Origin of the sequence: Blastochloris tepida, assembly GCF_003966715.1 — a bacterium.
GTDB classification, from domain to species: Bacteria; Pseudomonadota; Alphaproteobacteria; order Rhizobiales; family Xanthobacteraceae; genus Blastochloris; species Blastochloris tepida.
Map to the genome: position 1 here is coordinate 636969 of NZ_AP018907.1, position 22304 is coordinate 659272.

At 68.2% G+C, this 22304-nt stretch carries 20 protein-coding genes; 5 read left to right on the forward strand and 15 right to left on the reverse strand.

What is annotated here, in order from left to right; all coding sequences use genetic code 11:
* Positions 1-172: 172 nt before the first annotated feature.
* Positions 173-2782 carry a sensor domain-containing phosphodiesterase gene (locus tag BLTE_RS02870; RefSeq protein ID WP_126397443.1) on the reverse strand — a complete coding sequence of 870 codons (2610 nt, stop codon included), beginning with the start codon at positions 2780-2782 and terminating at the stop codon, positions 173-175.
* Between the two features lie 339 nt (positions 2783-3121).
* Between BLTE_RS02870 and BLTE_RS02875 the strand changes: the two genes are divergently transcribed.
* Complete coding sequence (locus BLTE_RS02875; RefSeq protein ID WP_160140493.1) at positions 3122-3844, forward strand: DUF2259 domain-containing protein; 723 nt, start codon at positions 3122-3124, stop codon at positions 3842-3844.
* A 28-nt stretch (positions 3845-3872) separates the two neighbouring features.
* Here the strand turns inward: BLTE_RS02875 and BLTE_RS02880 are convergent, their stop codons facing one another.
* Both BLTE_RS02880 and pxpB read right to left on the reverse strand, forming a co-directional pair.
* Complete coding sequence (locus tag BLTE_RS02880) at positions 3873-4895, reverse strand: 5-oxoprolinase subunit C family protein (RefSeq protein ID WP_126397447.1); 1023 nt, start codon at positions 4893-4895, stop codon at positions 3873-3875.
* Complete coding sequence (pxpB, locus tag BLTE_RS02885) at positions 4892-5605, reverse strand: 5-oxoprolinase subunit PxpB (RefSeq protein WP_126397449.1); 714 nt, start codon at positions 5603-5605, stop codon at positions 4892-4894. Before pxpB ends, BLTE_RS02880 begins: the two co-directional genes overlap by 4 nt.
* A 162-nt stretch (positions 5606-5767) precedes the next feature.
* Between pxpB and BLTE_RS02890 the strand changes: the two genes are divergently transcribed.
* Positions 5768-6541 (forward strand): LamB/YcsF family protein, encoded by a 774-nt coding sequence (locus BLTE_RS02890; RefSeq protein WP_126397451.1) that lies wholly within the window; start codon positions 5768-5770, stop codon positions 6539-6541.
* Between the two features lie 64 nt (positions 6542-6605).
* The gene (gene cofC, locus BLTE_RS02895) at positions 6606-7277 is read left to right on the forward strand and encodes a 2-phospho-L-lactate guanylyltransferase (RefSeq protein WP_126397453.1); all 672 of its coding nucleotides are present in this window, start codon (positions 6606-6608) and stop codon (positions 7275-7277) included.
* A gap of 65 nt (positions 7278-7342) precedes the next feature.
* On the opposite strand, the gene BLTE_RS02900 is transcribed toward cofC, so the two are convergent.
* Genes BLTE_RS02900 through BLTE_RS02910 form a run of 3 tightly spaced genes read right to left on the reverse strand, consistent with a single transcriptional unit; the run spans position 7343 to position 10090 of the window.
* Positions 7343-8335 (reverse strand): P1 family peptidase, encoded by a 993-nt coding sequence (locus BLTE_RS02900; protein WP_126397455.1) that lies wholly within the window; start codon positions 8333-8335, stop codon positions 7343-7345.
* Between the two features lie 31 nt (positions 8336-8366).
* The gene (locus BLTE_RS02905; RefSeq protein WP_126397457.1) at positions 8367-9512 is read right to left on the reverse strand and encodes a PQQ-dependent sugar dehydrogenase; all 1146 of its coding nucleotides are present in this window, start codon (positions 9510-9512) and stop codon (positions 8367-8369) included.
* Between the two features lie 20 nt (positions 9513-9532).
* Positions 9533-10090, reverse strand: coding sequence for a hypothetical protein (locus BLTE_RS02910; RefSeq protein ID WP_126397459.1), 558 nt, complete (start codon positions 10088-10090; stop codon positions 9533-9535).
* Between BLTE_RS02910 and BLTE_RS02915 the strand changes: the two genes are divergently transcribed.
* Positions 10089-10817, forward strand: a complete 729-nt coding sequence (locus BLTE_RS02915) for a cytochrome c biogenesis CcdA family protein (protein ID WP_126397461.1) — start codon at positions 10089-10091, stop codon at positions 10815-10817. The genes BLTE_RS02910 and BLTE_RS02915 overlap by 2 nt on opposite strands.
* A 105-nt stretch (positions 10818-10922) precedes the next feature.
* Here BLTE_RS02915 and BLTE_RS02920 read toward each other — a convergent pair whose 3' ends face one another.
* The 6 genes from BLTE_RS02920 to BLTE_RS02945 form a co-directional block, all read right to left on the reverse strand.
* Positions 10923-12029, reverse strand: a complete 1107-nt coding sequence (locus tag BLTE_RS02920) for a branched-chain amino acid ABC transporter substrate-binding protein (RefSeq protein ID WP_126397463.1) — start codon at positions 12027-12029, stop codon at positions 10923-10925.
* Between the two features lie 242 nt (positions 12030-12271).
* Entirely contained in the window at positions 12272-12745 is a 474-nt protein-coding gene (locus BLTE_RS02925; protein ID WP_244600087.1) for a DUF6867 family protein, read from the reverse strand.
* A 229-nt stretch (positions 12746-12974) separates the two neighbouring features.
* Complete coding sequence (locus BLTE_RS02930) at positions 12975-13751, reverse strand: ABC transporter ATP-binding protein (RefSeq protein WP_126397465.1); 777 nt, start codon at positions 13749-13751, stop codon at positions 12975-12977.
* Complete coding sequence (locus tag BLTE_RS02935; protein ID WP_126397467.1) at positions 13744-14664, reverse strand: ABC transporter ATP-binding protein; 921 nt, start codon at positions 14662-14664, stop codon at positions 13744-13746. The genes BLTE_RS02930 and BLTE_RS02935 overlap by 8 nt, the downstream gene beginning before the upstream one ends.
* Entirely contained in the window at positions 14661-16049 is a 1389-nt protein-coding gene (livM, locus tag BLTE_RS02940; RefSeq protein ID WP_126397469.1) for a high-affinity branched-chain amino acid ABC transporter permease LivM, read from the reverse strand. The genes BLTE_RS02935 and livM overlap by 4 nt, the downstream gene beginning before the upstream one ends.
* Before the next feature lies 1 nt (position 16050).
* A complete protein-coding gene (locus BLTE_RS02945) occupies positions 16051-16968 on the reverse strand; it encodes a branched-chain amino acid ABC transporter permease (protein WP_126397471.1) in 918 nt (305 codons plus the stop codon).
* A 297-nt stretch (positions 16969-17265) separates the two neighbouring features.
* Here BLTE_RS02945 and BLTE_RS02950 point away from each other — a divergent pair, with 297 nt between their 5' ends.
* The gene (locus BLTE_RS02950; RefSeq protein WP_244600088.1) at positions 17266-17781 is read left to right on the forward strand and encodes a flavin reductase; all 516 of its coding nucleotides are present in this window, start codon (positions 17266-17268) and stop codon (positions 17779-17781) included.
* 51 nt (positions 17782-17832) lie between these two features.
* Here the strand turns inward: BLTE_RS02950 and BLTE_RS02955 are convergent, their stop codons facing one another.
* The 3 genes from BLTE_RS02955 to bcsS form a co-directional block, all read right to left on the reverse strand.
* On the reverse strand, positions 17833-19263 hold the full coding sequence (locus BLTE_RS02955; protein ID WP_126397475.1) for a DUF1254 domain-containing protein: 1431 nt from the start codon (positions 19261-19263) through the stop codon (positions 17833-17835).
* Between the two features lie 334 nt (positions 19264-19597).
* Positions 19598-21019, reverse strand: coding sequence for an FAD-binding oxidoreductase (locus tag BLTE_RS02960; protein WP_126397477.1), 1422 nt, complete (start codon positions 21017-21019; stop codon positions 19598-19600).
* A 425-nt stretch (positions 21020-21444) separates the two neighbouring features.
* Positions 21445-22182: a cellulose biosynthesis protein BcsS gene (gene bcsS / locus BLTE_RS02965; protein ID WP_126397479.1), complete on the reverse strand. Its 738-nt coding sequence runs from the start codon at positions 22180-22182 to the stop codon at positions 21445-21447.
* Positions 22183-22304 lie beyond the last annotated feature (122 nt).

The window sequence follows — 22304 nt, forward strand, 5'->3', positions numbered from 1 at the left end:
GGCCGGCGCTTCATCGCGTGATACGGTTTCCGGCTGATCAAGCCTTCGAGCCGTATTCCGATCGCCGAAAATCCCGTTATCAAAAAAGGGGGTTTCGGCGAGACCGTTTCCGGTATCCCGAAGGGATCAACCGGAAACCGTATGATCGCGGCAAGCTCGGTCGGAAGCCGTATCATGCTACGTTGGGGCCGCGGCGCTGCCGGGCGGCGAGCCATGCGGTCGCCGGCTCCGCCAGCGCCGGCTTGGCGATCAGGTAGCCCTGGCCGTGGTCGCAGCCCATCCGCCGCAGCCGGGCGAGCTGACCCTCGGTCTCGATGCCTTCCGCCACCACCTTGAGATCGAGACTGTGGGCGAGGCGCACGATGGTGCGGGCGATCACCGCGTCCTCCGGATCGGTCTCCATGTCGCGGACGAAGGACTGATCGATCTTGAGCACGTCCACGGGGAAGCGCTTGAGGTGGGCGAGCGAGGAATAGCCGGTGCCGAAATCGTCGAGGGCGATGCGTACGCCGAGATGATGCAGCGCCTCCAGGTTCGCCTCGATCTTGCTGTCCTGCGAGATCACCACGTTTTCGGTGATCTCGATCTCGAGGTGGCGCGGCAGCAGCCGGTTCTCCGCCAGGGCGGCGACCACCCGGGCGGGCACCGAGGAGTCGCGCAGTTCGGTGGCCGACAGGTTGATCGCCACATGGCCGGGGTCGAAGCCCTGATCGAGCCATGCCCGCATCTGGCGGGCGGCGACCTTGATGGTGAAGGCGCACAATTCGCCGTCGAGCCCGGCGGAGGTGGCGACGTCGAGGAAGTCGCCGGGGCCGAGCACGCCGCGCACGGGGTGCTGCCAGCGCACCAGCGCCTCGAACCCGGCCAGCCGGCGCCGGCCGGAGAGGTCGATGATCGGCTGGTAGGCGAGGCGGAACTGCTGATCCTCGATCGCCTTGCGCAGTTCGGCGATCAGTTCCATGCGGGCCACCGTCTCGGCCATCATCGCCGCATTGAAGAACGACACGGTACGCCGGCCGCTCGACTTGGAGCGGTAGAGCGCGACATCGGCATTCTTCAGAAGCTGCGCCGGCTCCATCCCGTCGCGGGGAAACATGGTGACGCCGATCGAGGCGCTGGTGTGGATCATGTGGCCGGCGTGGCGCACCGGCTGACGGCAGGATTCGAGCAGGCGCGAGGCCTTGACCGCGGCGTCGTCGGCGCAGCCGATGTCGCTCAGCACCACCGCGAACTCGTCGCCGCCGAGCCGCGCCACCAGATCGTGCCGCCGCACGCCGTGCTGGAGGCGGCGGGCGATTTCCTGCAGCAGCGCGTCGCCCGCGTCGTGGCCGATGGCGTCGTTGACGTCCTTGAAATGGTCGAGATCGATGAACAGCAGCGCCCCGATCGCTTCGCGCGCGTCGCTGCTTGCGAGCCGCCGCCCGAGCTCCTCATTGAAGGCGCGGCGGTTGAGCAGGCCGGTCAGCGTGTCGCGGAATGCGAGGTCGCGGATCTGCGCCTCGGCCGCCTTGCGCTCGCTGATGTCCTGCACCAGCGCCATCCATAGCCGCTGAGCGCGGTCGACCGAGACTGCGCTGATCGAGACCGGCACGCGGCCGCCGGCCTTGGTCAGGCACTCGGTCTCGTAGAGCCGGCTGCGCCCGGTCGCGCGCATCTCGGCCAGCACCTCGGCATCGCGGCCGGTCTGGTCGTCCGGCCGCAGCGAGGACCAGCGGATGCCGGCGGCGACGTCGGCGCGCGAATAGCCGATGATGCGCAGGAACTCGTCATTGGCCTCGACCATGCGGTCGCCCTCGCAGGTGACCACGCCCATGACGCCGGAGGTGTAGAGCAGCGACAGGCGCGCATTCATGTCGCGCAGCGCCGATTCGACCTCGATGCGCGCGGTGACGTCCTGTCCGGTGCCGCGATAGCCGCGGAACGTGCCGTCGGCGTCGAACACCGGCTTGCCGCTGACCGACATGTAGACGAGGCAGCCATCGGCGGCGCGGGTCGAGAAGCGGAAGCCGCGGAACGGCCGGCGCGCCTCGAGATCGGCGAGGTGGGCGCGCCATTTCGGATCGTTCGGATCGCCGCCCGACCGCTCCATGCGGGTGCGGCCGAGCGCCGGCGGCAGGCCCCAGCGTTCCGTGCCGCTGCTGGTCTCGAACACGAAACGGTGCTGCTCGTCGGTCTCCCACAGCCAGTCGGTCGCGGTGTCGAGAAAATCCTGCAGGCGCTGCTCGCTCAGCGCGCGCGCCGTTTCGGCCTCGGCGCGGCGGGCGAGTTCGCAGCCGAGCCGCTTCACCGTCCGCCGCAGCTCCAGCTCGTCGGCCACCAGCGCGGCCAGCTCGCGCAGGCTCGCCAGCTGCTCGTTGGTGAGCGGCCCGCGGTCTGCGCGCGTGTCCAGCGCACACAGCACGCCGATATTGAAGCCGTCATGGGTGCGGATCGGCACGCCGGCATAGAAGCGCACGCCCGCCTCGCCGCACACCAGCGGATTGGTGGAGAAGCGCTGATCCGCCTGGGCGTCGGCGACCACCAGCGGCCGGTCCTCGATGATGGTGTGGGCGCAGAAGGAGATGTCGCGCGGGAATTCCTGCTGGGCGATGCCGATGCGGGCCTTCAGCCAGTGACGGTCGGCGTCGGTGAAGCCGATCGCCGCCGCGGTGGTGTCGACCAGCCGCGTCACCAGCCGCACGAGACGGTCGAACGACTCCTCGGGCGGCGTATCCAGCACGTCGTAGCGGCGCAGCGCGTCGAGACGCTGGGTTTCATCGGCAGGGAGGCGGACGGAGTGCATGGTTCACCGCTGGTATGGAGAACCACAATCGAATCTGCCGATTGACGAGAGGTTATGGCTGTGCCGGTTTCGGCTCGCAGCCGCGGGATGTACCGGGGGAGGTTCCGGTTACTGCTAAAATTTGATAAATCGCTGATGACGGAAACGCTTGTGACGCCGGCTCCGGCTTGGCATCCGCCCTTCTCGAAGCATCCGCCGGTGGTGAATCGGCCGGACACCCAGGTTCCAGTGTTGTCGCAGTCTCCTTGGCAGAACCGGCATCCGCTCTTGCGAAGACTGCTCCGGCGGACGGGGCGGGCGCAGCCGTCATTCCACCGTTCCGACCGGCCGCGCCTCGGGGTGGTCCGCGTCGTCGCGATCCTGTTGGCCGTGCTGCTGGCGGGGCTGGGCTCGTGGCGGGCGGCGGCGGTGCCGGGCGATGAGGCGGAACTGCTGGTGCTGGGCTTCTCCGCCGACGGCCGCTACTTCGCCTATGCCCAGTCGGGCCGCGAGCCGGATACGTGGTTTCCTTATGCGTCGGTGCATGCCATCGACGTCACCAGCGACAAGTGGCTGCCCGACAGCCCGATCTCCATCGTGCTGCGCGACCGCGAGAAGACGCCGCGCGATGCCCGCCGCGAGATCGGCGAGAGCGCCGAGAAGCGCTGGGGCAAGCTCGGGCTCGACACGCCGGGCGTGACGCTGCTCGAGCGCCAGCCGGGCGAGCCGATCGACCGCGGCGACGAGGTGATGGTGACGATCCCGGCGATCGGTCCGGCGAAGGTGCGGCTGACGCCCAAGCTGCTGCCGGCCGAGGGCTGCGAGGGCTTTGCCGGCGAGTCGGTGGGGCTGGTGGTCGACCTGCTCAAGCTCGACGGCAGCCGCATCCGCCGCCTGCAGGAGGACAGCCGGATCCCCTCCGGCCGCGGCTGCCCGATCGGCTACGCCATCGCCGAGGTGGTGGTGCTCGACCGCAAGACCAAGCCGCCGGTGCTGGCGGTGGTGTTTGCGGTGTTCAAGGTCGGCCTCACCGGCATCGACCGGCGCTACCTCGCCGCCACCGCCGATCTGGCGGTGAAGTGAGGGCGAGACCGCCGATCCGCGAACCGGATCACTCGAACGGCCCGGCGTGGATCAGGTTCTCCGAGTGGAGCGCGGCCTCGTCGATCATCCCCACCGTCGCCTGGGCGATGCGCGCGAGCGTGGCTTCGAGCGCGCGGTGGTGGGCGCGGGCGCGCTGCTCGGCCGCGGCCACGTCGAGCGCGGCAAAGCGCACGCAATCGCCGGGGCCGAGCCGGCCGGCGGCGCCGATGTCGGCGGAGATCACGGTGGCGATCTTGGGGTAGCCGCCGGTGGTCTGGCGGTCGGCGAGCAGCACGATCGGCTGGCCGGAGCCCGGCACCTGGATGGCGCCGGGCGCGATGCCGTCCGACACGATGTCGAAGCCGCCGGCATGGGTTAGCCGTTCGCCCTCCAGGCGGATGCCCATGCGGTCGGCCTCGTGGGTGACGGTGTAGGCGGCTGACAGGAACGTTTCGATCGCCTCTTGGGTGAACATGTCGGCCTGCGGGCCGAGCACCACGTGCAGCGTGTCCGGCCGCTTCGGCAGGGTGCCGGCGGGCAAAGCGCGCTCCGGCTCGTCCGGCGCGCGCAGGGCGCCGAGCGGCACCCGGTCGCCCGCCCGCAGCGCCCGGCCCTCCAGCCCGCCGAACGGCCCGCGCAGGAAGGTCGAGCGGCTGCCGAGCACTGCGGGCACGTCGATGCCGCCACGCACCGCCAGATAGGCGGTCGAGCTTCCGCGCAAGGCCGCAACCTCGATGACGTCGCCCGCCACAACCCGCACGCTGCGGCCGGGCGGCACGGTGCGCGGGGCGGGGCCGCCGATCGTGAGCGGCGTGTCGCCGCCGACCAGCGCGACGATGGCGCTCTCGGCCTCCACTTCGAGTGCCGGCCCAGCCAGCCGGATCTCGAGGGCCGCGGCACCCGGCGGGTTGCCGGCCAGGGCATTGGCGAGTGTGTAGGATTCGGGGTCGAGTGCGCCCGAAGCCGGCACGCCGAACCGCTGCAGGCCGAAGCGGCCGCGGTCCTGCACCGTGGTGGCAAGGCCCGGACGGTGGACGAGGAGGGCGCTCACGGCAGCGGCTCCGGGTCGAGCCGGAAGCGCTCCGCCGCCACCGCCGCCGCGATGTCCTGCCACTCCGCTTGCGGGATGGGGCGGAAGCGCACCCTGTCGCCGGGCGCCAGCAGGGCCGGCGGATCGGCGGCGAGGTCGAACAGCTTGACGGGCGTGTTGCCGATCAGGTGCCAGCCGCCGGGGCTCTCGACCGGATAGATCGCGGTCATGGCCATGGCGATGCCCACCGAGCCGGCCGGCAGGCGGGTGCGGGGCGTCGTGCGGCGCGGCAGCCGCAATGCGGTGTCGACATCGCCGAGATAGGGGTAGCCGGGCAGGAAGCCGAGCATATAGACATGGTAGGTGGTGCCGGCGTGGCGGTGCACCACCTCGTCCGGGCCGAGCCCGGTCGCTTCCGCGATCGCCGCGAGGTCCGGCGCCAGATCCGGTGCGTAGCAGACCGGGATGGTCCACAGCCGGCCGGGCGCGGCCGCCGCAGCGCTATCGGTGGCGAGCGGCGCGATGGCGGCGATCAACTCGGCCTGACTGGTGAGCAGCGGATCGTAGAGCACCATCAACGAGCGGAAGGTGGGCAACAGCTCGCGCACGCCGGGAATGGCGCAGGCGGCGATGCGGTCGGCGAGGCGGGTGACCCGCGCGCTCACCGCGGCGTCGATGGTGTCGCCGAATTCGACGACCAGGGCGCTGTCGCCGGACGGCAGGAAGCGCATGACTGCTCCAATGGGTGCGGCTTCGCGGGTTCCATGTTGGTTGTAAACCTTAACAAATTAATCATAGGCAGAGTTTGCGAATGAAAACGATGTATTTGAATCAATTTTACGGATTATTTTGGTTCCAGCCGGACGGGGTGCTTGCCGGAAGGAAGGTGCTTGGTGGCCGAACGCATAAACCTTAACGCCGACATCGGCGAGGGCTTTGGACTTTACGCTATCGGCAATGACGAGGCGATCATGGAGATCGTCAAAAGCGTCAATGTCGCCTGCGGCATGCATGCCGGCGACCCGACAGTGATGCACGAGGCCGTGCTGAAAGCCAAGGAACGCGGCGTCTCGGTCGGCGCCCATCCCGGCTTCAACGATCTGTGGGGGTTCGGGCGGCGCCGCATCGACATGTCGACCACCGATCTCGAATACCTCGTCGCCTACCAGATCGGGGCGCTGGCCGGCATCGCCGCCTATGGCGGGCTCAAAGTGACGCATGTCAAGCCGCACGGCGCGCTCCACAACATGGCCGCGGTGAATGACGATTATGCGCTGGCCATCGGCCGGGGCATCAAGGCGGTGGACCGTGACCTCGTCTATCTGGCACTGGCCGGCTCGGCGATGGAGCGGGCGGCGGTGGAGCTCGGCCTGCCGCTGGCGCGCGAGGCGTTCATCGACCGCGCCTATGGCGATGACGGCAACCTGCTGTCGCGCAAGGTGGCCGGCGCGGTCATCACCGATCCCAGGGTCGCTGCCGAGCGGTGCGTGCAGATGGTTGCAACGGGGGAGATCGTGTCGGCGAGCGGCCGGCGTCTGCCGACGAAGTTCGATTCGCTCGGGGTGCATGGCGACGAGCCGACCGCGCTGGCGGTGGCTCGCGCCTGCCGCGATGCGCTGGATGCGGCCGGCATCGCGGTCGTCACCCTACCCGAGATGCTGCGGTGAAGGGGACAGCCATGCCGCAGGCGATTGGTCTTCCGCCGCCGGTGCGCGTTGAGGATTCAGGGTCATGATCAAACCGATCGTCATCATTCCGCTCAGGTCGGCTGCCGGCACGCTGGGGCGGCTCGCGGACGCGTTCGATCCGCGCCAGCGCCGCGGCCTGCAGCGGGCGATGGCGCAGGACGTGGTGGCCGCCGTGCGCACGCTGCGGCCGGTGCCCGACGTGGCGCTGGTGGCCGAAGACCCGCTGTCGGCGCGGCGGCTCGCCGGCCGCCGCGGCTTGGTGGTGGAGGCCGCGCCCGGCGCCGGACTCAATCTTCACCTCGCCTGCGCCGTCGCCATCCTCGGCGCCCACCGGCCGGATACCGCGGCGCTGGTGCTGGCGGCCGACATTCCGATGGTGCAGCCGCGCGAGATCGTCCGCCTGCTGCGGGCCACCGCCGAGCATGATCTGGTGGTGGTGCCGGACCGCCACGGCCGCGGCACGAACGCGTTGGCGTTCCGGCTGGCGCGGCCGCCGGCCTTCGCCTTCGGTCCCGACAGCTGCCTTGCGCATATCGACAATGCCAACCGGGCCGGTCTGACAGTGCGGGTGCTGGAGCTCGGCTCGTTCGCGCTCGATGTCGATGGCCCGGAAGACCTCGATCTGCTGCGGGGAAGTCCCGGCGCGCCGCGCACCCACGCCTTTCTCACCGGCGCCGGGCCGGACGACGAGGACGCCAATCAGGCGGCCGAGTAGCGGGCAGGCTCTTGAATTGTCGTATTCTTTTTCGCAAACCGGTTCCCATTCCTGCGGAGAATGCTCTATCCGCCGAAGCGGTCGCGCCAAGCCGGCAGCGCGCCGGGCAAAGGGAGGGCGCTCGCGGCATGCACCGCCCTGGCGCAGGCCCGCGCCAGCGTGATCGCCGCCGCAGCACCCAGCCGCGCCAAATCATAGATCGGGTCGGCCATCGGCCGGCGGCCGGTGGCGGCGGCGAACACCGTGTCGCCGTCGAGCGGGGTGTGGACGGGGTGGAGCGCGCGCGCCAGCCCGTCCTGTGCCATTACCGCAAGCTGACGCGCCTCGGGCTTGGTCAGCACGGCGTCGGTGGCGACCACGGCGATGGTGGTGTTGGCGCCGGGATCGGCACCCTTCATCTTCAGCTTGGCGGCATCGGCGGGCCATGTGGACGGCAGGCCGCGGCCGCCGAACTCGCGGTCCTGCTCGAATGCCGCCGCCCAGAAATGGCCGCCCAGGCCGATGGTGGCGCTGCCCACCGCATTGACCGCGACCAGCGCGCCGACGATGTGGCCGCTGTCGGCAATCGTGCTGGCCGAGCCGAGCCCGCCCTTGAGATCGGCGGTGGTGGCGCCGTAGCCGGCGCCGGCGGTGCCGAGCGCGAAGTCCGGGCCGGCGGCGGCAGCCGCGGCGTAGCCCAGTTCGCGATAGGGCGGAAAGCGGCCCCACGCCTTGTTGCCGCCATTGAGGAGATCGAACAGCACGGCGGCGGTGACGATCGGCACCCGCACATCGCCGATGGCGAAGCCGCGGCCGCGCTCGGCCAGCAGCGCCTGGACGCCGGCGGCGGCATCGAGCCCGAACGCCGAGCCGCCCGACAGCACGATGGCATCAATGGCGCCGACCGTCTTCTCGGGCGACAGCAGGTCGGTCTCGCGGGTTCCCGGCGCGCCGCCGCGCACGTCGACCGAGGCGGTGGCCGGCGTGTCGAACAGGATGGCAGTGACGCCGGAGGCGACGACGGGGTCTTCGGCCTGCCCGACCGCGAGGCCGGGAACGTCGGTGATCAGATTGCGCATAGGGGAAGTGGAGCCTGTCGCAGCGGTGCCGTCAATTGCGCGCCGGGGTGAGGCGCAGGATTGCGCCGTCATTCTCGTCGGTCAGCAGCAGGATGGCGCCATCGGGGGCGACGCGCACGTCGCGGACGCGGAAGCCGATGGGGATGCGCTCTTCGCCGGCGACCTTGTCGCCGTCGAGCGTGAGGCGCATCAGGCTCTGGCCCGCCAGCGCGCCGACCAGGAGATTGCCGTTCCAGGCGGGAAAGGCGTCGCCGGCATAGAACGCCATGCCCGAGGGCGCGATCGACGGCGTCCAATGATGGATGGCGTCGGCGAATTGCGGGTGGCTCGGCGGCAGCGGGATCGGCCTGCCGTCATAATGGGTGCCCCAGCTCACCTTCGGCCAGCCATAGTTCTTGCCGGCCTCGACGATGTTGATCTCGTCGCCGCCGCGCGGCCCCATCTCGGCGACCCACAGCCTGCCGGTTTGCGGATGCAGCGCCGCGCCCTGGATGTTGCGGTGGCCGAGCGAGAAGATCTCGGGCCGCATCTCCTTGCGGCCGGCGAACGGGTTGTCGCTCGGCACCGTGCCGTCCGGGCCGAGGCGCACGATCTTGCCGAGGTCGCTGCGCGGATCCTGTGCCGGCTGGAACTTGAAGCGCTCGCCGAGCGTGAGGAACAGCGTGCCGTCCGGCCGGAAGACGATGCGCGCGCCGAAATGGTTCGGCCCCGGCACCTTCGGCTCCTGGCGGAAGATCACCTTGAGGTCGGTGAGCGCATCATTGCTCTCGGCCAGCCGGGCGCGAGCGAGCGCGGTTCCGGCGCCATCGCGGCCGGCTTCGGCGAAGGCCAGATAGACCAGCCGGCTGGTGGCGAAATCGGGTGCCAGCGCGATGTCGAGCAGGCCGCCCTGGCCCTCGGCGAACACATTCGGCACGCCGCTCAGCGGCGGCGACAGCCGGCCGTCCGGCGACACCAGCCGCAGCCGGCCCGGGCGCTCGGTGACGAGGAGATTGCCGTCCGGCAATTGGGCGAGGCCCCAGGGATGCTCCAGGCCGGAGGCGACGGTTTCGACCTGGAGGACGCTGTCGGCGGTGCGCAGCGTGTGCACCTGCGCCCAAGCGGGCACGGTCGCCGCGGCGCCCACCTGCAGGGCGGCGAACAGGAGGCGGGTGACGTAAGGGATGGCGCGCATCATCCCCTCTCCAGTTTGCAGTCTCAGATTGCGGCGGCCGCAGGGTCAATGACTGCGGCCGGTCGCGGTTCCATGCCGGCGGATGTCATAAAGGCGGATGTCATGAAGGTGGATGTCCGGGCGGCGGTGCGTCGCTGGATCGGCCGCCGGGTGGGCGGCCGGCGCATCGGGGCGATGCACCGGCCGCAGCGCCGTGTGGACCACGGACGGACGCGCCCGACCGGACGATCGGCGAGGGCGAGCTTCGCGCTCGCCTTCTGTCCGGCGGTGACGGTGAAGCCTACCGCCCTTGGCCTTAAGCCGAGGTGAGAGTGACTGTGAAAAATAGTGCGTATAAACGCATATGATGCCAGTCGGTCATGACCGCCATCGCGTTCAATTTTCTTCAAATTTTCGAATCTCGGCATCGTCGATTCCGGCTGCTCGGCGGCAAGTCCGGCGAGAATGGCATATGGCTTGCTTCTGGCGTCGTCCACTTTGCCGGCACGACAGCCCCGCGCGATCTCACCTCGATTCTGATGGCGGCTGGTGTAAGAAACGCCCGCGCCTGCGCGCGTTTCCCCATCAGAAGGGCGAGCCATGACCGACGTCACCTTTCCGGCTGCGTTCGTCGCCGGACTGATCAGCTTTCTGTCGCCCTGCGTGCTGCCCTTGGTGCCGCCCTATCTGGTCTATCTCGCCGGCACCACGCTCGATCGGCTGCAGACCGAGGCCGAGCCCGCGGTGGCGCGGCGGGCGCTGGCGGCGGCGGCGCTGTTCGTGCTCGGCTTCTCCAGCGTGTTCGTGGCGCTGGGTGCCGGCGCCTCGGTGATCGGCCAGATGCTGCGCACCTATTCGACCGAACTGTCCACCATTGCCGGCATCGCCATCATCATCATGGGCCTGCATTTCCTCGGCCTGTTCCGCATCCCGCTGCTGATGCGCGAGGTGCGAACCGAGGTGCGCCGGCCCGTCTCGCTCGCCGGTGCCTATGGCATGGGGCTGGCCTTCGCCTTCGGCTGGACGCCGTGCATCGGCCCGGTGCTGGCCACCATCCTGGCGGTGGCGGCAGCGGATTCGACGCTGGGCAAGGGGGCGGGGCTGCTCGCGGTCTATTCGGCCGGGCTTGGCATGCCGTTCCTGGCCGCGGCGCTGTTCGTGGGGCCGTTCCTGCGCGTCGCCGGCCGGCTGAAGCGCCACCTCGGCCTGATCGAGAAGACGATGGGCGCGCTGCTGGTCGTCACCGGCTTTGCCTTCCTGTTCGGCTGGGTGGCGGACGCCGCCTATCTCATCCTCGAGGCGTTCCCGGCGCTGGGCAAGCTCGGCTGAGGCTCGGGGGATGTGAAAACGCCCGCCCCGGAGGGGGCGGGCGTCGTGAGCATGAGATGGTTTCCGGTTGATCCCTTCGGGATGCGGGAAACGGAGCGTGTCGGCTCACATCTCGTTGTAGCTGCCGTCCTTGTTCCAGATGTAGAACACGTAGTCGATGACGGTGATGTCGCCCTTGGCGTCGAAGCCGAGCTTGCCCAGCACCGTGTCCCACTGGCCGGCGCGGATGGTGTCGGCGACGGTCTTGGGGTCGGTGGTACCGGCCTTCTCGACCGCCTGCGCCCAGATCTGGATCGCGGCGTAGGTGTAGAGGGTGTAGCCCTCCGGATCGATGCCCTTGGCCTTGAACTTCTCAAGCACCTCGGCGGCGGCGGGCTTCTTGCGGGCGTCGGGGCCGAAGGTCATCAGCGAGCCGGTGCCGGCCGGGCCGGTGATCTGCCAGAACTCCTTGGTGACCATGGCGTCGCCGGAGATGAGCTGAGTCTTCATGCCCTGCTCGCGCAACTGGCGCAGGATCAGGCCGGACTCGGTATGATAGCCGCCGATATAGACGACATCGATGCGCGCGGCCTTCATCTTAGATACCAGGGCCGAGAAGTCCTTCTCACCCTTGGTGTAAGCTTCGTACATCGTCTCCTTGACGCCGGCCTTGTTGAGCGCGGCCTTGGTGGCGTCGGCAAGTCCCTTGCCGTAGGTCGACTTGTCGTGGAGGATGGCGACCTTCTTGCCCTTGAAATTCTTCGCGATGTAGTCGGCGGCGACGGAGCCCTGCTGGTCGTCGCGGCCGCAGACGCGGAAGGTGTTCCACATCCCGCGCTCGGTGAACTGCGGGTTGGTCGAGGCCGGGGTGATCTGCAACACGCCATTCTCGGCATAGGCGTCGGAGGCCGGGATCGACGACGACGAGCAGAAATGCCCGGCGACGAGCACCACGCCTTCGCCGGCCAGCTTCTCGGCCACCGCGCGGGCCTGCTTGGGATCGCAGGCGTCGTCCCCGACCAGGAGGCGGATCTGCTTGCCCAGCACGCCGCCGGCGGCGTTGAGATCGGCCACCGCCAGTTCGGCGCCGTTCCTCATCTGCAGGCCGAACGTGGCCTCGCCGCCGGTCATCGGCCCCGCGACCGCGATGGCGATGTCCTCCTGGGCGGCGGCCGCGCCGCCGAACGCCAGGCTGGCGCTGAGTGCCAGACCCGCCAAGGTGAGCTTTTTCATACGGTTCTCCCAGTATCAGTTGGCGTGGGGGTTGAGCCGTGGAGCTTGAAGCAAGTTTTCGGAGCCGGCCCATCCCGCGCGCAAGCAAGGACGGATCAGCCGGTTCGCAATTGGCAGCTTAGAGCATTCTCCGCAAAAGTGGGAACCGGTTTTGCGAAAGAGAATGCGATAATTCAAAGAGTTAGAGCGCCCGTCCGGCTGGGGCCGGCGGGCGCCTCCCACTGCCTGCGGCTGCGCGCGCATCATGAGGTGGCCGAGGTCTCGCCGTCCGCAGCGGTCGACCAGCCGAGCGGGCCGCGGCGCACATAGAGCCAAGCATATTGCGTGGCCATCTGGCGCGCCCGCGTCGTCCGGTAGCCGAGGCTGGCGATGGCGGCGAGGATGACGAAATCCACCGCGTAATAGGGCAGCGACAGCAGCGTGCCGTGGAACAGCGCGTAATGGATGAAGCGCACCGCGGCGGCCAGGATCAGCATGTAGGCGAGGAGCTGCACATAGGGCCGCCAAGTTTCGGCCACCGCCTGTCCCGACAGCCACGCCGCGCCGCCGCCGAGCAGCACGGTGACGATGATGAAGTCGCCCGTGGACACCTCGATCACCAGCGCGGGATCGACCACGAGCAGCGCCACCACCGCGGCAAGCGCCAGGAGCGGACCGAGCGACTGCGCCGCGAAGAACGAGCCGCCGGACAAGGGATTGTTGGAGGCGTGGTCCATGGCCTAATTCACCGCCGTGTCTCTGTCGCGTCCGTCGGGTTTCTGCAACCGGACCGACGCATCCCGAAATCTCTAGAGCATTTTCCGCACAAGTGGATACCGGTTGTGCGAAAGAAAATGCGACAAACCAGAAACTTAGAGCGTCCGATCTGATGCAGTCAGATCGGATCACGCTCTGGTTCTCGCGGTCCTGTTCGCAGGACCGCGTCCTGCTCCTGCGCCCGCCGTCCTACCGCCGTCCGCCTTCGAGATAGGCGGCCTTGACCTCGGGCCGCTCCAGAAGCTCGCGTCCCGAGCCGGCCATGGTGATGGTGCCGTTGACCATGACGTAGCCGCGATGGGCGAGACGGAGCGCGTGATAGGCGTTCTGCTCGACCAGGAACACGGTGAGCCCTTCGCTGCGGTTGAGCTCGTCGATCACCTCGAAGATCTGCCGCACGATCAGCGGCGCGAGGCCGAGCGAGGGCTCGTCGAGCAGGAGGAGGCGCGGCCGGCTCATCAGCGCGCGCGCGATCGCCAGCATCTGCTGCTCGCCGCCCGACAGCGTTCCGCCGCGCTGGTGCAGCCGCTCCTTGAGGCGCGGAAACAGCGCGAACATGCGCTCCAGGTCTTCGTCGAAATGGGCGTAGCCGTCCACGGCCGCGCCCATCTGCAGGTTCTCGAACACCGTCATGCGCGGGAAGATGCGGCGGCCTTCCGGCGACTGGGCGATGCGCAGCGCGGCAATGTCGTGGGTCGCCATCCTGGTGATGTCGAGGCCGCCGAAGCGGATGGCGCCCGCGCGCGCCCGCGGCTGGCCGAAGATCGTCATCATCAGCGTCGACTTGCCGGCGCCGTTGGCGCCGATCAGCGTGACGATCTCGCCCGCATTGACGTCGAGGTCGACGCCCTTGAGCGCCTGGATCTTGCCGTAGAAGGTCTCGACGCCGCGCACCGCCAGCAGCGGCTCGCGCGGGGCCAGTGCCGCGGCGGCGAGGGAGGCGGGGGCGGTGGTGACGTCAGTCAAGGCCGACCTCCTCCTCGATCTTTTCCACCTCGGCCTCGTCCTCGACGCCGAGATAGGCGGCGATCACCCTGGGGTCGTTCTTCACCTCCGCCGGGCTGCCGTCGGCGATCTTGACGCCATAGTCGAGCACCACGACGTGATCGGAAATCTCCATCACCACGCTCATGTCGTGTTCGATCAAGAGGATCGAGGTGCCGGTCTCCTGGCGGATCGACAGCAGGAGCGCGTTCAGCGCCGCGCTCTCGCGCGGATTGAGGCCGGCGGCCGGCTCGTCGAGGCAGAGCAGCACCGGGTCCGAGCACATGGCGCGGGCGATCTCGAGGCGACGCTGGTCGCCATAGGGCAGGTCGCCGGCCGGGTCGTCGGCGCGCGCCAAGAGATTGATCTTTTCCAGCCAGTGCACGGCGCGCGCGACCGCGGCCTTCTCCGCCTTGCGGAAGCCGGGCAGGCCGATCAGCCCGCCGACGGTGAAATTGGAGGCGTGCATCAGCCCGTTGTGCTGGGCGACCAGCAGGTTCTCCAGCACGGTCATGCCCTGGAACAGGCGGATGTTCTGGAAGGTGCGGGCGACGCGGGCGTGGCGGGCGACCAGATGGTCGGGCAGGCGCTCCAGCAGGAACACCGCGCCGTCGGCGAAGCGGGCGTAGCCGCGGTCGTGCGCGGTCACCGGGCCGAGATGGGCCTTGAGCGTCGCGGCGTCGCCATGGACCAGAGCGATGCGGCCCTCGGTCGGCCGGTAGAAGCCGGTGACGCAGTTGAACACGGTGGTCTTGCCGGCGCCATTGGGGCCGATGATGGCGGTGATGTCGCCGCGCCCGGCCTGGAACGACAGGTCGTTGACGGCGATCAGGCCGCCGAAGCGCATCGTCAGATGCTCGACCGCGAGGATCGGCTCGTTCTCCCACCGTCTCATCCGTGGCCCTCCTGGATGAGGTCGCTGGAGATGGTCTTCTTCTCCTTGAGCGCGATCGAGGGCCGGCGCGTGGCGATGAGGCCGCGCGGCCGCCAGATCATGATGAGCACCATCACGAGGCCGAAGATCAGCATGCGGTACTGGGTGGGATCGAAGTTCGGCCCGAACACGTTCTTGAGGAATTCGAGATTGCGCAGCATCTCGACGCCGCCGACCATGGCGATGGCCGAGATCACCACGCCGAGCAGGCTGCCGGCGCCGCCGAGCACGACGATCGCCAGGATCATCGCCGATTCCATGAAGTTGAAGGATTCGGGCGAGATGAAGCCCTGGCGCGTGGCGAAGAACGAGCCGGCGAAACCGCCGAACATGGCGCCCAGCGCAAAGGCGGTGAGCTTGGTGTTGGTGGTGTTGATGCCGAGCGAGCGGCAGGCGATCTCATCCTCGCGCAAGGCTTCCCACGCCCGGCCGATCGGCAGGCGGCGCAGCCGCGTCGAGACGAAGGCGGTGATCAGCGCCAGCATCAGGATGACGTAATAGAGGAAGATGATGCGGTGCGTGGGATCGAAGGGCAGGCCGAAGGTGGCGGCGAAGCCGTCCTTGCCCGGCGTGAAGGGCAGGCCGAAGAAGGTCGGGCGCGGGATCGAGGCGATGCCGTTCGGCCCGCCGGAGAAGCTCTGCCAGTTCAAGAGCACGATGCGGATGATCTCGCCGAACGCCAGCGTGACGATGGCGAGATAGTCGCCGCGCAGGCGCAGCACCGGGAAGCCAAGGATGATGCCCCAGAACGCCGCGAGCAGGCCGGCGATCGGCAGGCAGATCCAGAACGCCCACGGCCCCAGCGCCGGCAGCGTCGCCGGGATCACCTGGGTGGAGATGATGGCGAAGGAATAGGCCCCCACCGCATAGAAGGCGACATAGCCGAGGTCCAGAAGCCCGGCGAGGCCGACCACGATGTTCAGCCCCCAGCCCAGCATGATGTAGGTGAGGATGAGGATGCCGAGGTCGAGCTCGTAGCGGCCGGTGACGGGCAGGAAGGGTAGCACCAGCGCCAGGGCGAGCAGCGCCGGGCCGGCCAGCCGGAACAGCGCGCTGCCCGCCGGCTTCAGCCGCTCCAGCACCGCCGGCGGCTTGGCCGTGCGCGGACGCCGGCCGGCCCACAGCGTGAGCAGCAAGCGGGCGACGAACACCAGGGCGACCATCACCGCCACGAGGTCGAAGCGGGTGGCGAGGATCAGCTGGTAGTTGGGACCCTGGTCGGTGCGGAAGCCGACCAGCGGCAGTGTGACGCCGAGCGCGATCAGGGCGGCGATCGCGGCATCCTTGAAGGCGGCGGCGACATCGGCGCGGGCGGTCGCGGGGGCGGTCGCAGCGTCGGTCTTCATGTCACACCTTCTCGACCTCTGGCTTGCCGAGAATGCCCTGCGGCAGGAAGATCAGCACGATGGCGAGGATGGAGAAGGCCGCGACGTCCTTGTACTCGACCGAGAAATAGGCCGACCACATGGTCTCGATCAGGCCGATCAAGAGCCCGCCCAGCACCGCGCCGGGCAGCGAGCCGATGCCGCCCAGCACTGCCGCCGTGAAGGCCTTGACGCCGGGCACGAACCCGTCGGCGAAATTCACCACGCCGTAGTACATCAGGTACATGGTGCCGGCGACGGCGGCGAGCGCAGCGCCCATCACGAAGGTCAGCGAGATAGTACGGTCGACATTGACGCCGAGCAGGGCGGCCATCTTGCGGTCCTGCTCGCAGGCGCGCTGGGCGCGGCCGAGCGGCGTCTTCTGGACCACGTACCAGAAGCAGGCGAGCAGCACCGAGGTGACGACGATGATGATGATCTGCTTGTAGGAGATCGTCACCTGATAGGCACCATCCTGCATCAGCACGATCACGTCCGACAGCATCGGCGGCACCGGCTTGTTGCGCGGGCCCTGCGTCACCTGCACGAAGTTCATCAGGAAGATCGACATGCCGATCGCCGAGATCAGCGGCGCGAGACGGAAGGAGCCGCGCAGCGGCCGGTAGGCGAGGCGCTCGATGGTCCACCCCACCATGGAGGTGAACAGCATCGAGACGATCAGGGCGATGAACAGCGCCAGCACAACGAGGCCGACACCGAGCCAACTGGTCAGGATCAGGAAGGCGATCAGCGCGATGAAGGCCGACACCATGAACACGTCGCCGTGGGCGAAGTTCACCATGCCGATGATGCCGAACACCATAGTGTAGCCAATGGCGATCAGGCCGTAGATCGAGCCCAATGTCAGGCCATTGATCAATTGCTGAACGAACACTTCCATGCGCGACATGCTCCTGCACGCACCATGCCAAGCGGCTCGTGCGATCAGTTGGTCGCGACGGCCCGGCGCGTCGCGTAATAGACCACATTACCGTCATATCGTGGCGTTCGGTCCGTCGCAACGTGACGAAATCGGTCTTTGTCCCCAGGCACCGAAACGTGACAGCGCGTCCGGGCTCGAAACCCGGCCCGAATGGCGGCCGAGGCGGCCGGGCGAGGGCGGGCTTGACCACATCTGCGGCACTGTCCTGTCGCAGGCTCTTGCGCGAATGCCTATTTCCAGGGCATGGAGGCGCCCGTGACACAGACACTCGATATCTCCGAACGTTCCACCCTGGTCCCCGCACAGACGTTCCGGGACGGCATGAGCCGTGTCGGCGCGGCGGTCCACATCATCACCACCGGCGGCCTCGCCGGGCGGGCCGGCTTCACCGCCACCGCGGTCTCCTCGGTCTCGGACGAGCCGCCGACCGTGCTGGTCTGCCTCAACCGCAACGGCCGCAGCGCCGCTGTGCTGGCCGAGAACGGCGTGTTCTGCATCAACACGCTCGCTGTCGAGCATCAGGCGCTGGCCGACGTGTTCGCCGGGCGCGGCGGCATCGGCGGCGAGGAGCGTTTCCTGCACGGCGCCTGGGAGGAACGCGTCACCGGCGCGCCGGTGCTCAGCGAGGCGCTGGTGGCGTTCGACTGCCGGGTGGTCGACCTTCGGCCCGTCGCGACCCACCAGATCCTGATCGGGCAGGTGGAGGCGGTGCATCTCGGTCCGGCGCGGCCGGCGCTGATCTACGCCAACCGCGCCTATCACGGGCTGTGATCCGGGCTCCGGCCCATCAGGCCGGATGTCGTGCCGGCTGCTCCTGACGACTCACTGGCCGCGGGTGACCGCCGGAATCACCCATGAGCCGTCGAGAATCGAGGGGTCGTTCTCGTCCGGCCAGTACAGCCGCAGCATGAGGTGGAACTTGCCCTTCGGGGCGGGCAGCCAGTTGGCTTCCTTCTCGGGGCCCGGGTTCTCGTGCTGGACGTAGATGATCAGCGAGCCGTCCGGCTGGTATTTCGGGTTGGTGCGCACGCTCATCGAATAGCGGTTGATCGGGTTGGCGACGAAGAACATGTTCTCGTCGTACATCGTGAGCGACCAGAAGCCCTTGACGGGCGGGAGCTGACCGGCAGGGAAGTGGAGCGTGTACTTGTGCGCTCCGTCATAGGCCTTGCCGTGCTTGTCCTTCAGCGATGTCGGGTACACCGCATCCTGCGGCCGGTTCGCCCCCAGGCCGATGGCGGTGATCAGCGCCCGCTGCAGGTAGTCGGTGCCGTAGACGCCGGTCTTGGTGGTGTAGCCCCAGCCATTGATGTCCTGCACATCGCCGTCGCTGAACTTGAAGTGCAGCATGATCCGGTCGAACGACAGCCCCGGCAGGCGCTTGTACCAGCGCTCGTCGATCGCCTTCGGGTTGAAGCTCTCGCCCGGCACGAGGTTGATCTGCTTGAAGCGCTCCAGCGCCGGCGCATCCTTCAGCGCGGGAGGGTTGCGCTTCATCAGGTCGGCCAGCAGCGTGAAGAACTCGACCGCGCTCATTGCGTTCACCTGGTCGCGCACCGGGGTCTTCATGTCGATCGACGGGTCGACCTTGCCGGGCGGCGGCGTGTAGTTCTTGCCGTGGGCGCTGAGCGGATAGAGCTTGAACTGGTCCTGCAGCGCGTGGACCTCGGCATAGTCCTCCGGCGTTCCGGTGCAGTAGATGCGGCCGAGCATCCACACCATGCTGGTGGGAGACTTGAGCTGCACCATGCCCTCCGGCACCTTGCCCGACCAGTTCGGGCCGGAGATCAGGTAGGTCTGGGCCTTGGTGCCGGTGGTGCGCGAGCCCGGCACCTGGAACACCTCGGTCCAGGCGCTCAGGAACGGCAGCAGGAAGTAGCGGCCCTTCATGTCGGGGACGCTGACCACCCAGGGCTCGTCGCCGACATCGAAGAAGGCGGTGGTGTAGAGCGTGTCGGCGTTCGGGGCGGTGATGTCGCGGAACGAGGCGTTCGGGTAGCTGCGCAGCTTGATGAGCGTACCCATCGGCCCGCGCGTGCCCTCGGGCTTGACGACATTGGTGATCACCCGCCGGGTCATCTCCATGGTCACCAGCGGATAGCCGAAGACGTAGGCGTCGGAGGCGATCTTGAAGTCCTCGACATCCTCGATCATGTCACGCAGAGGGCCGTCCCACCCGAAGGCACTCTCCGCCAGCGCAGCGGTGGCCAGCGCAGCACCACCCAGCGTCACATTCCGGCGCGAAATGCTCATTGGTTGCTCCTTGAACGCGACCGCGCGTTGAAGGGCTGTGGCGGGTCGCGTGGAATAGTCTAGGTGCGGTCTCCGTTCCGGCGAGAGGTCACATGTGAAGAAATCAACCTTTCGGCGCACGACGGCGGCCCGTTGCCGCAGGTTGCGGCATCAGGATGCCAGCGGACCTTGGGTCATACGGTTTCCAGCCTACAGGGCTGGATTTCGCATCCCGTGATCCGCAACGACGGTATCCGCTCAGGCGGAAGATGCGCGAGGCCGTGCAGCGGCGCTAAGCTGTTGGCTTGTCGCTTTTTCTTTCGCAAATCCGCTATCCACTTTTGCGGAAAATGCTCTATTTGCGGCCCCACACCACGTTCTTGCCCCACAGCGCCTCGACCGCGACCTGGATGAAGCCGCGGACCCTGCGCGACTTGAAGGCGGAGTTGGGCGTGTGGATCTTCGACCACAGCTCGCGGAACGGCGCGGCCTTGTACTTCGTGCGCAGTCCGGAATACCAGTCCTGGTCGTACTTCGTCCAGAAATCCTCCTGGCTGTAGAAGGTCTGGGCGTAGAGCATCTTCCGGCTCGGAAGATTGAGGATCAGCTTTTCCAGGTTGATCGTGTCGTTCACCGCATTTCCGGTGGCTGGCTGACCGTATATTCCGACGTTCAGCAGCATCTCTTCGCCGTCCCGGTAATGGGACGACAGCTTCTGCGGGGTGGTGACCGATTTGATCGGACACATCCACACCGGATAGATCTTCGGGCCGCTGGCATTGTAGTTGACGATGCGCGCCGCGTCGTTCCAATCCATGTAGAAGTCCTGGACGACATATTCGTGCTGCACGTTCATGGCGTGCAGGCCGTCATAGAGCTTCCGCGTGCGCGAGATCGGGGCGAGGAAGAAGCGGGTCACCGGGTTGCTTTTGACGCCGAACAGCGGGAACAGGTGCTCGCCCATCCAGAACGCGCCCTTGTCGTAGCGGAAGAGGTAGTCGACCAGCGGCACGGTGATCGATTTGCCGCCCTCGGCGGCCGTCTGGTGCATGTAGCGGTGATACCAGGGGTCGATGTTGCGGCCGAACCGGCGGATCGGATGCTCGGCCTTGTCGGTCAGCCGGCCGGTGATGACCGCCCCCAGGGTCTCGCTGAACAGCAGGCCCTCGATGAAATCGACCGCATTCTCTTTCGTGTGGGTTTGAATCGCCTCGGTGACGGCCGCCGCCGAGCCGTAGGGCCGGATGTCGAGCGCGACATATTTGGTAGCCGGCTCCAGCTTGAGGCGGATGCGCGTCACCAGCGACAGCGAGCCGTGCGAGGTGGCGATGCCGTGGAACAGGTCGGCGTACTCATTGTCCGGGGTGGCGACGATCCGCGTGCCGTCGCCGAGCAGCATCTCGTATTCGAGCACGGTGTCGTTGAGCTGGCCGTACTTGAAGGATGAGCTTTCCAGCGCGCCGCCCTGCACCGCGCCACCGGCGGTGATGCCGGGAAACTCGGGCACCACGAGCGGCATGAGGTTCGCCTGCAGCGTGGCGGCGATCAGCGCGTCCATCGGCACGCCGGGCTCAATGTCGATGTAGCGCGCCGCGCTGTCGAGGCCGACGATCTCGTTGAGGTCGGTCAGGTCGATCTCGGCGGCATTGCCGCCGGCCACGCGCTGGCGCGTGCTGTTGGTGGAGCTTCTCTTGAAGCGGACGGCTCGGCTCTCCTTGAAGATGTCCGCAAGCTGGGCCTGGAGCTTCAAGACCTTGGCTTCATGAGTCTGGCTCATCTGAGCGCACCTGTTCCTGCCAGAATGACGCAATGTCCGTCTTATACGTCTTCCGGTTGATCCCTTCGGGATACCGGAAACGGTCTTGCCGAAAACCCCAGGTCCTCAAGGGAGTCTCGATAATGGGATTTTCGGCGATCGGACGACCGTTTTCCGGCTTGATCAGCCGGAAACCGTATTGCCCGCTCGGGGCGCGGCCTGCCGGCCGGCCACGGTCCCACCCCGCGGGCGGTGCCGCGGCGGGAAGGCGGTCCGCAGGCGATCGAGGCAGGGGACTCGATCTCGGCCGGAGACGGCCGGGGAGGCCGGGTGCACGCGGATGCACCCGGCCGCCGCCGCTTTGGCTGCGGACTGTCGGGCGATTACACGTTCGCGGCAAGATGTGCCACCTCTCTCCGCAGCGGGTGGACCCACGGTCGCGTGAATCAGAACCGGCGCCACACCGACGCGAGGCCATAGGCGCTGGTGTCGGCGTCGCCCTCCACGTCATGGGCGACGCCGGCCGCGAGCCGCGTCTCGAAGGGGCCGACCGAAAGACCGCTCACGGCCAAGCCGAAGCGGAACTCGGAGCCCGCCGCATCGCCGACGGCGGCGGTCTCCGGCCCGAGGCAGATGCCGGCGATGCGGCCGCAGGCGGCGGCGCGCAGCGCCCAGGACGCGCGCGCGCTGCCGTAGCTGGCCGACGCCATCACCTGAACCAGCGGCGACGGGGCAGCCCACAGCTCGCCGGCGATCGCCACGCCCCAGTGCGTGCCGCGGTCCGATGACGGGACGGCGGGGTGGTCCGGCTCGCGGGCATCGACCTCGCCGCCGATGAACAACGCGGTGCGCCGGCTCGGCGTGATCCAGCCATAGCCGGCGGCGAGCGTGGCGGTCTGCTTGCGGACGGTGATGTCGGCTGCGCTGTCATCCGGATGGCTGGTCAGATAGCCGCCGGCCGAGCCGGCAGCCCGCACGCGCAGGCCGGAATGGTCGATTCCGTCCGGCGCGTAGTCGGCGCCGATCCAGCCATTGGCGACGCGGCCGGTGGCCTCGGCGCCCGAGAAGATCAGCCAGGACGGGAGAGGGGAGGGCGACGGCGGCGCGTCCTCGGCCGCGACGGCGTCCACCGCCGCGACCATGCAGCACAGCACCGCCGCCCGCGTTGCCGACAGCCCGGACATCCCCGCTCCCAAGGTTAACTCAACCTTAACGGGCCAGAAGTTGCGAGTCACCGCGGGTCGGGGGCGTCTACCCAATTGATTCGATCCGGACTATTCCCAATGAAATATGACTGACTGGTCAG

What these genes read in the sequence shown, in the direction of transcription:
- BLTE_RS02870 (WP_126397443.1), bottom strand. Translation starts at nt 2,782, where the DNA reads ATGCACTCCGTCCGCCTCCCTGCCGATGAAACCCAGCGTCTCGACGCG.
- pxpB (WP_126397449.1), bottom strand. Translation starts at nt 5,605, where the DNA reads ATGCGCTTCCTGCCGTCCGGCGACAGCGCCCTGGTCGTCGAATTCGGC.
- cofC (WP_126397453.1), top strand. Translation starts at nt 6,606, where the DNA reads ATGATCAAACCGATCGTCATCATTCCGCTCAGGTCGGCTGCCGGCACG.
- BLTE_RS02900 (WP_126397455.1), bottom strand. Translation starts at nt 8,335, where the DNA reads ATGCGCAATCTGATCACCGACGTTCCCGGCCTCGCGGTCGGGCAGGCC.
- BLTE_RS02905 (WP_126397457.1), bottom strand. Translation starts at nt 9,512, where the DNA reads ATGATGCGCGCCATCCCTTACGTCACCCGCCTCCTGTTCGCCGCCCTG.
- BLTE_RS02915 (WP_126397461.1), top strand. Translation starts at nt 10,089, where the DNA reads ATGACCGACGTCACCTTTCCGGCTGCGTTCGTCGCCGGACTGATCAGC.
- BLTE_RS02910 (WP_126397459.1), bottom strand. Translation starts at nt 10,090, where the DNA reads ATGGCTCGCCCTTCTGATGGGGAAACGCGCGCAGGCGCGGGCGTTTCT.
- BLTE_RS02920 (WP_126397463.1), bottom strand. Translation starts at nt 12,029, where the DNA reads ATGAAAAAGCTCACCTTGGCGGGTCTGGCACTCAGCGCCAGCCTGGCG.
- BLTE_RS02925 (WP_244600087.1), bottom strand. Translation starts at nt 12,745, where the DNA reads ATGGACCACGCCTCCAACAATCCCTTGTCCGGCGGCTCGTTCTTCGCG.
- BLTE_RS02935 (WP_126397467.1), bottom strand. Translation starts at nt 14,664, where the DNA reads ATGAGACGGTGGGAGAACGAGCCGATCCTCGCGGTCGAGCATCTGACG.
- livM (WP_126397469.1), bottom strand. Translation starts at nt 16,049, where the DNA reads ATGAAGACCGACGCTGCGACCGCCCCCGCGACCGCCCGCGCCGATGTC.
- BLTE_RS02945 (WP_126397471.1), bottom strand. Translation starts at nt 16,968, where the DNA reads ATGGAAGTGTTCGTTCAGCAATTGATCAATGGCCTGACATTGGGCTCG.
- BLTE_RS02955 (WP_126397475.1), bottom strand. Translation starts at nt 19,263, where the DNA reads ATGAGCATTTCGCGCCGGAATGTGACGCTGGGTGGTGCTGCGCTGGCC.
- BLTE_RS02960 (WP_126397477.1), bottom strand. Translation starts at nt 21,019, where the DNA reads ATGAGCCAGACTCATGAAGCCAAGGTCTTGAAGCTCCAGGCCCAGCTT.
- bcsS (WP_126397479.1), bottom strand. Translation starts at nt 22,182, where the DNA reads ATGTCCGGGCTGTCGGCAACGCGGGCGGCGGTGCTGTGCTGCATGGTC.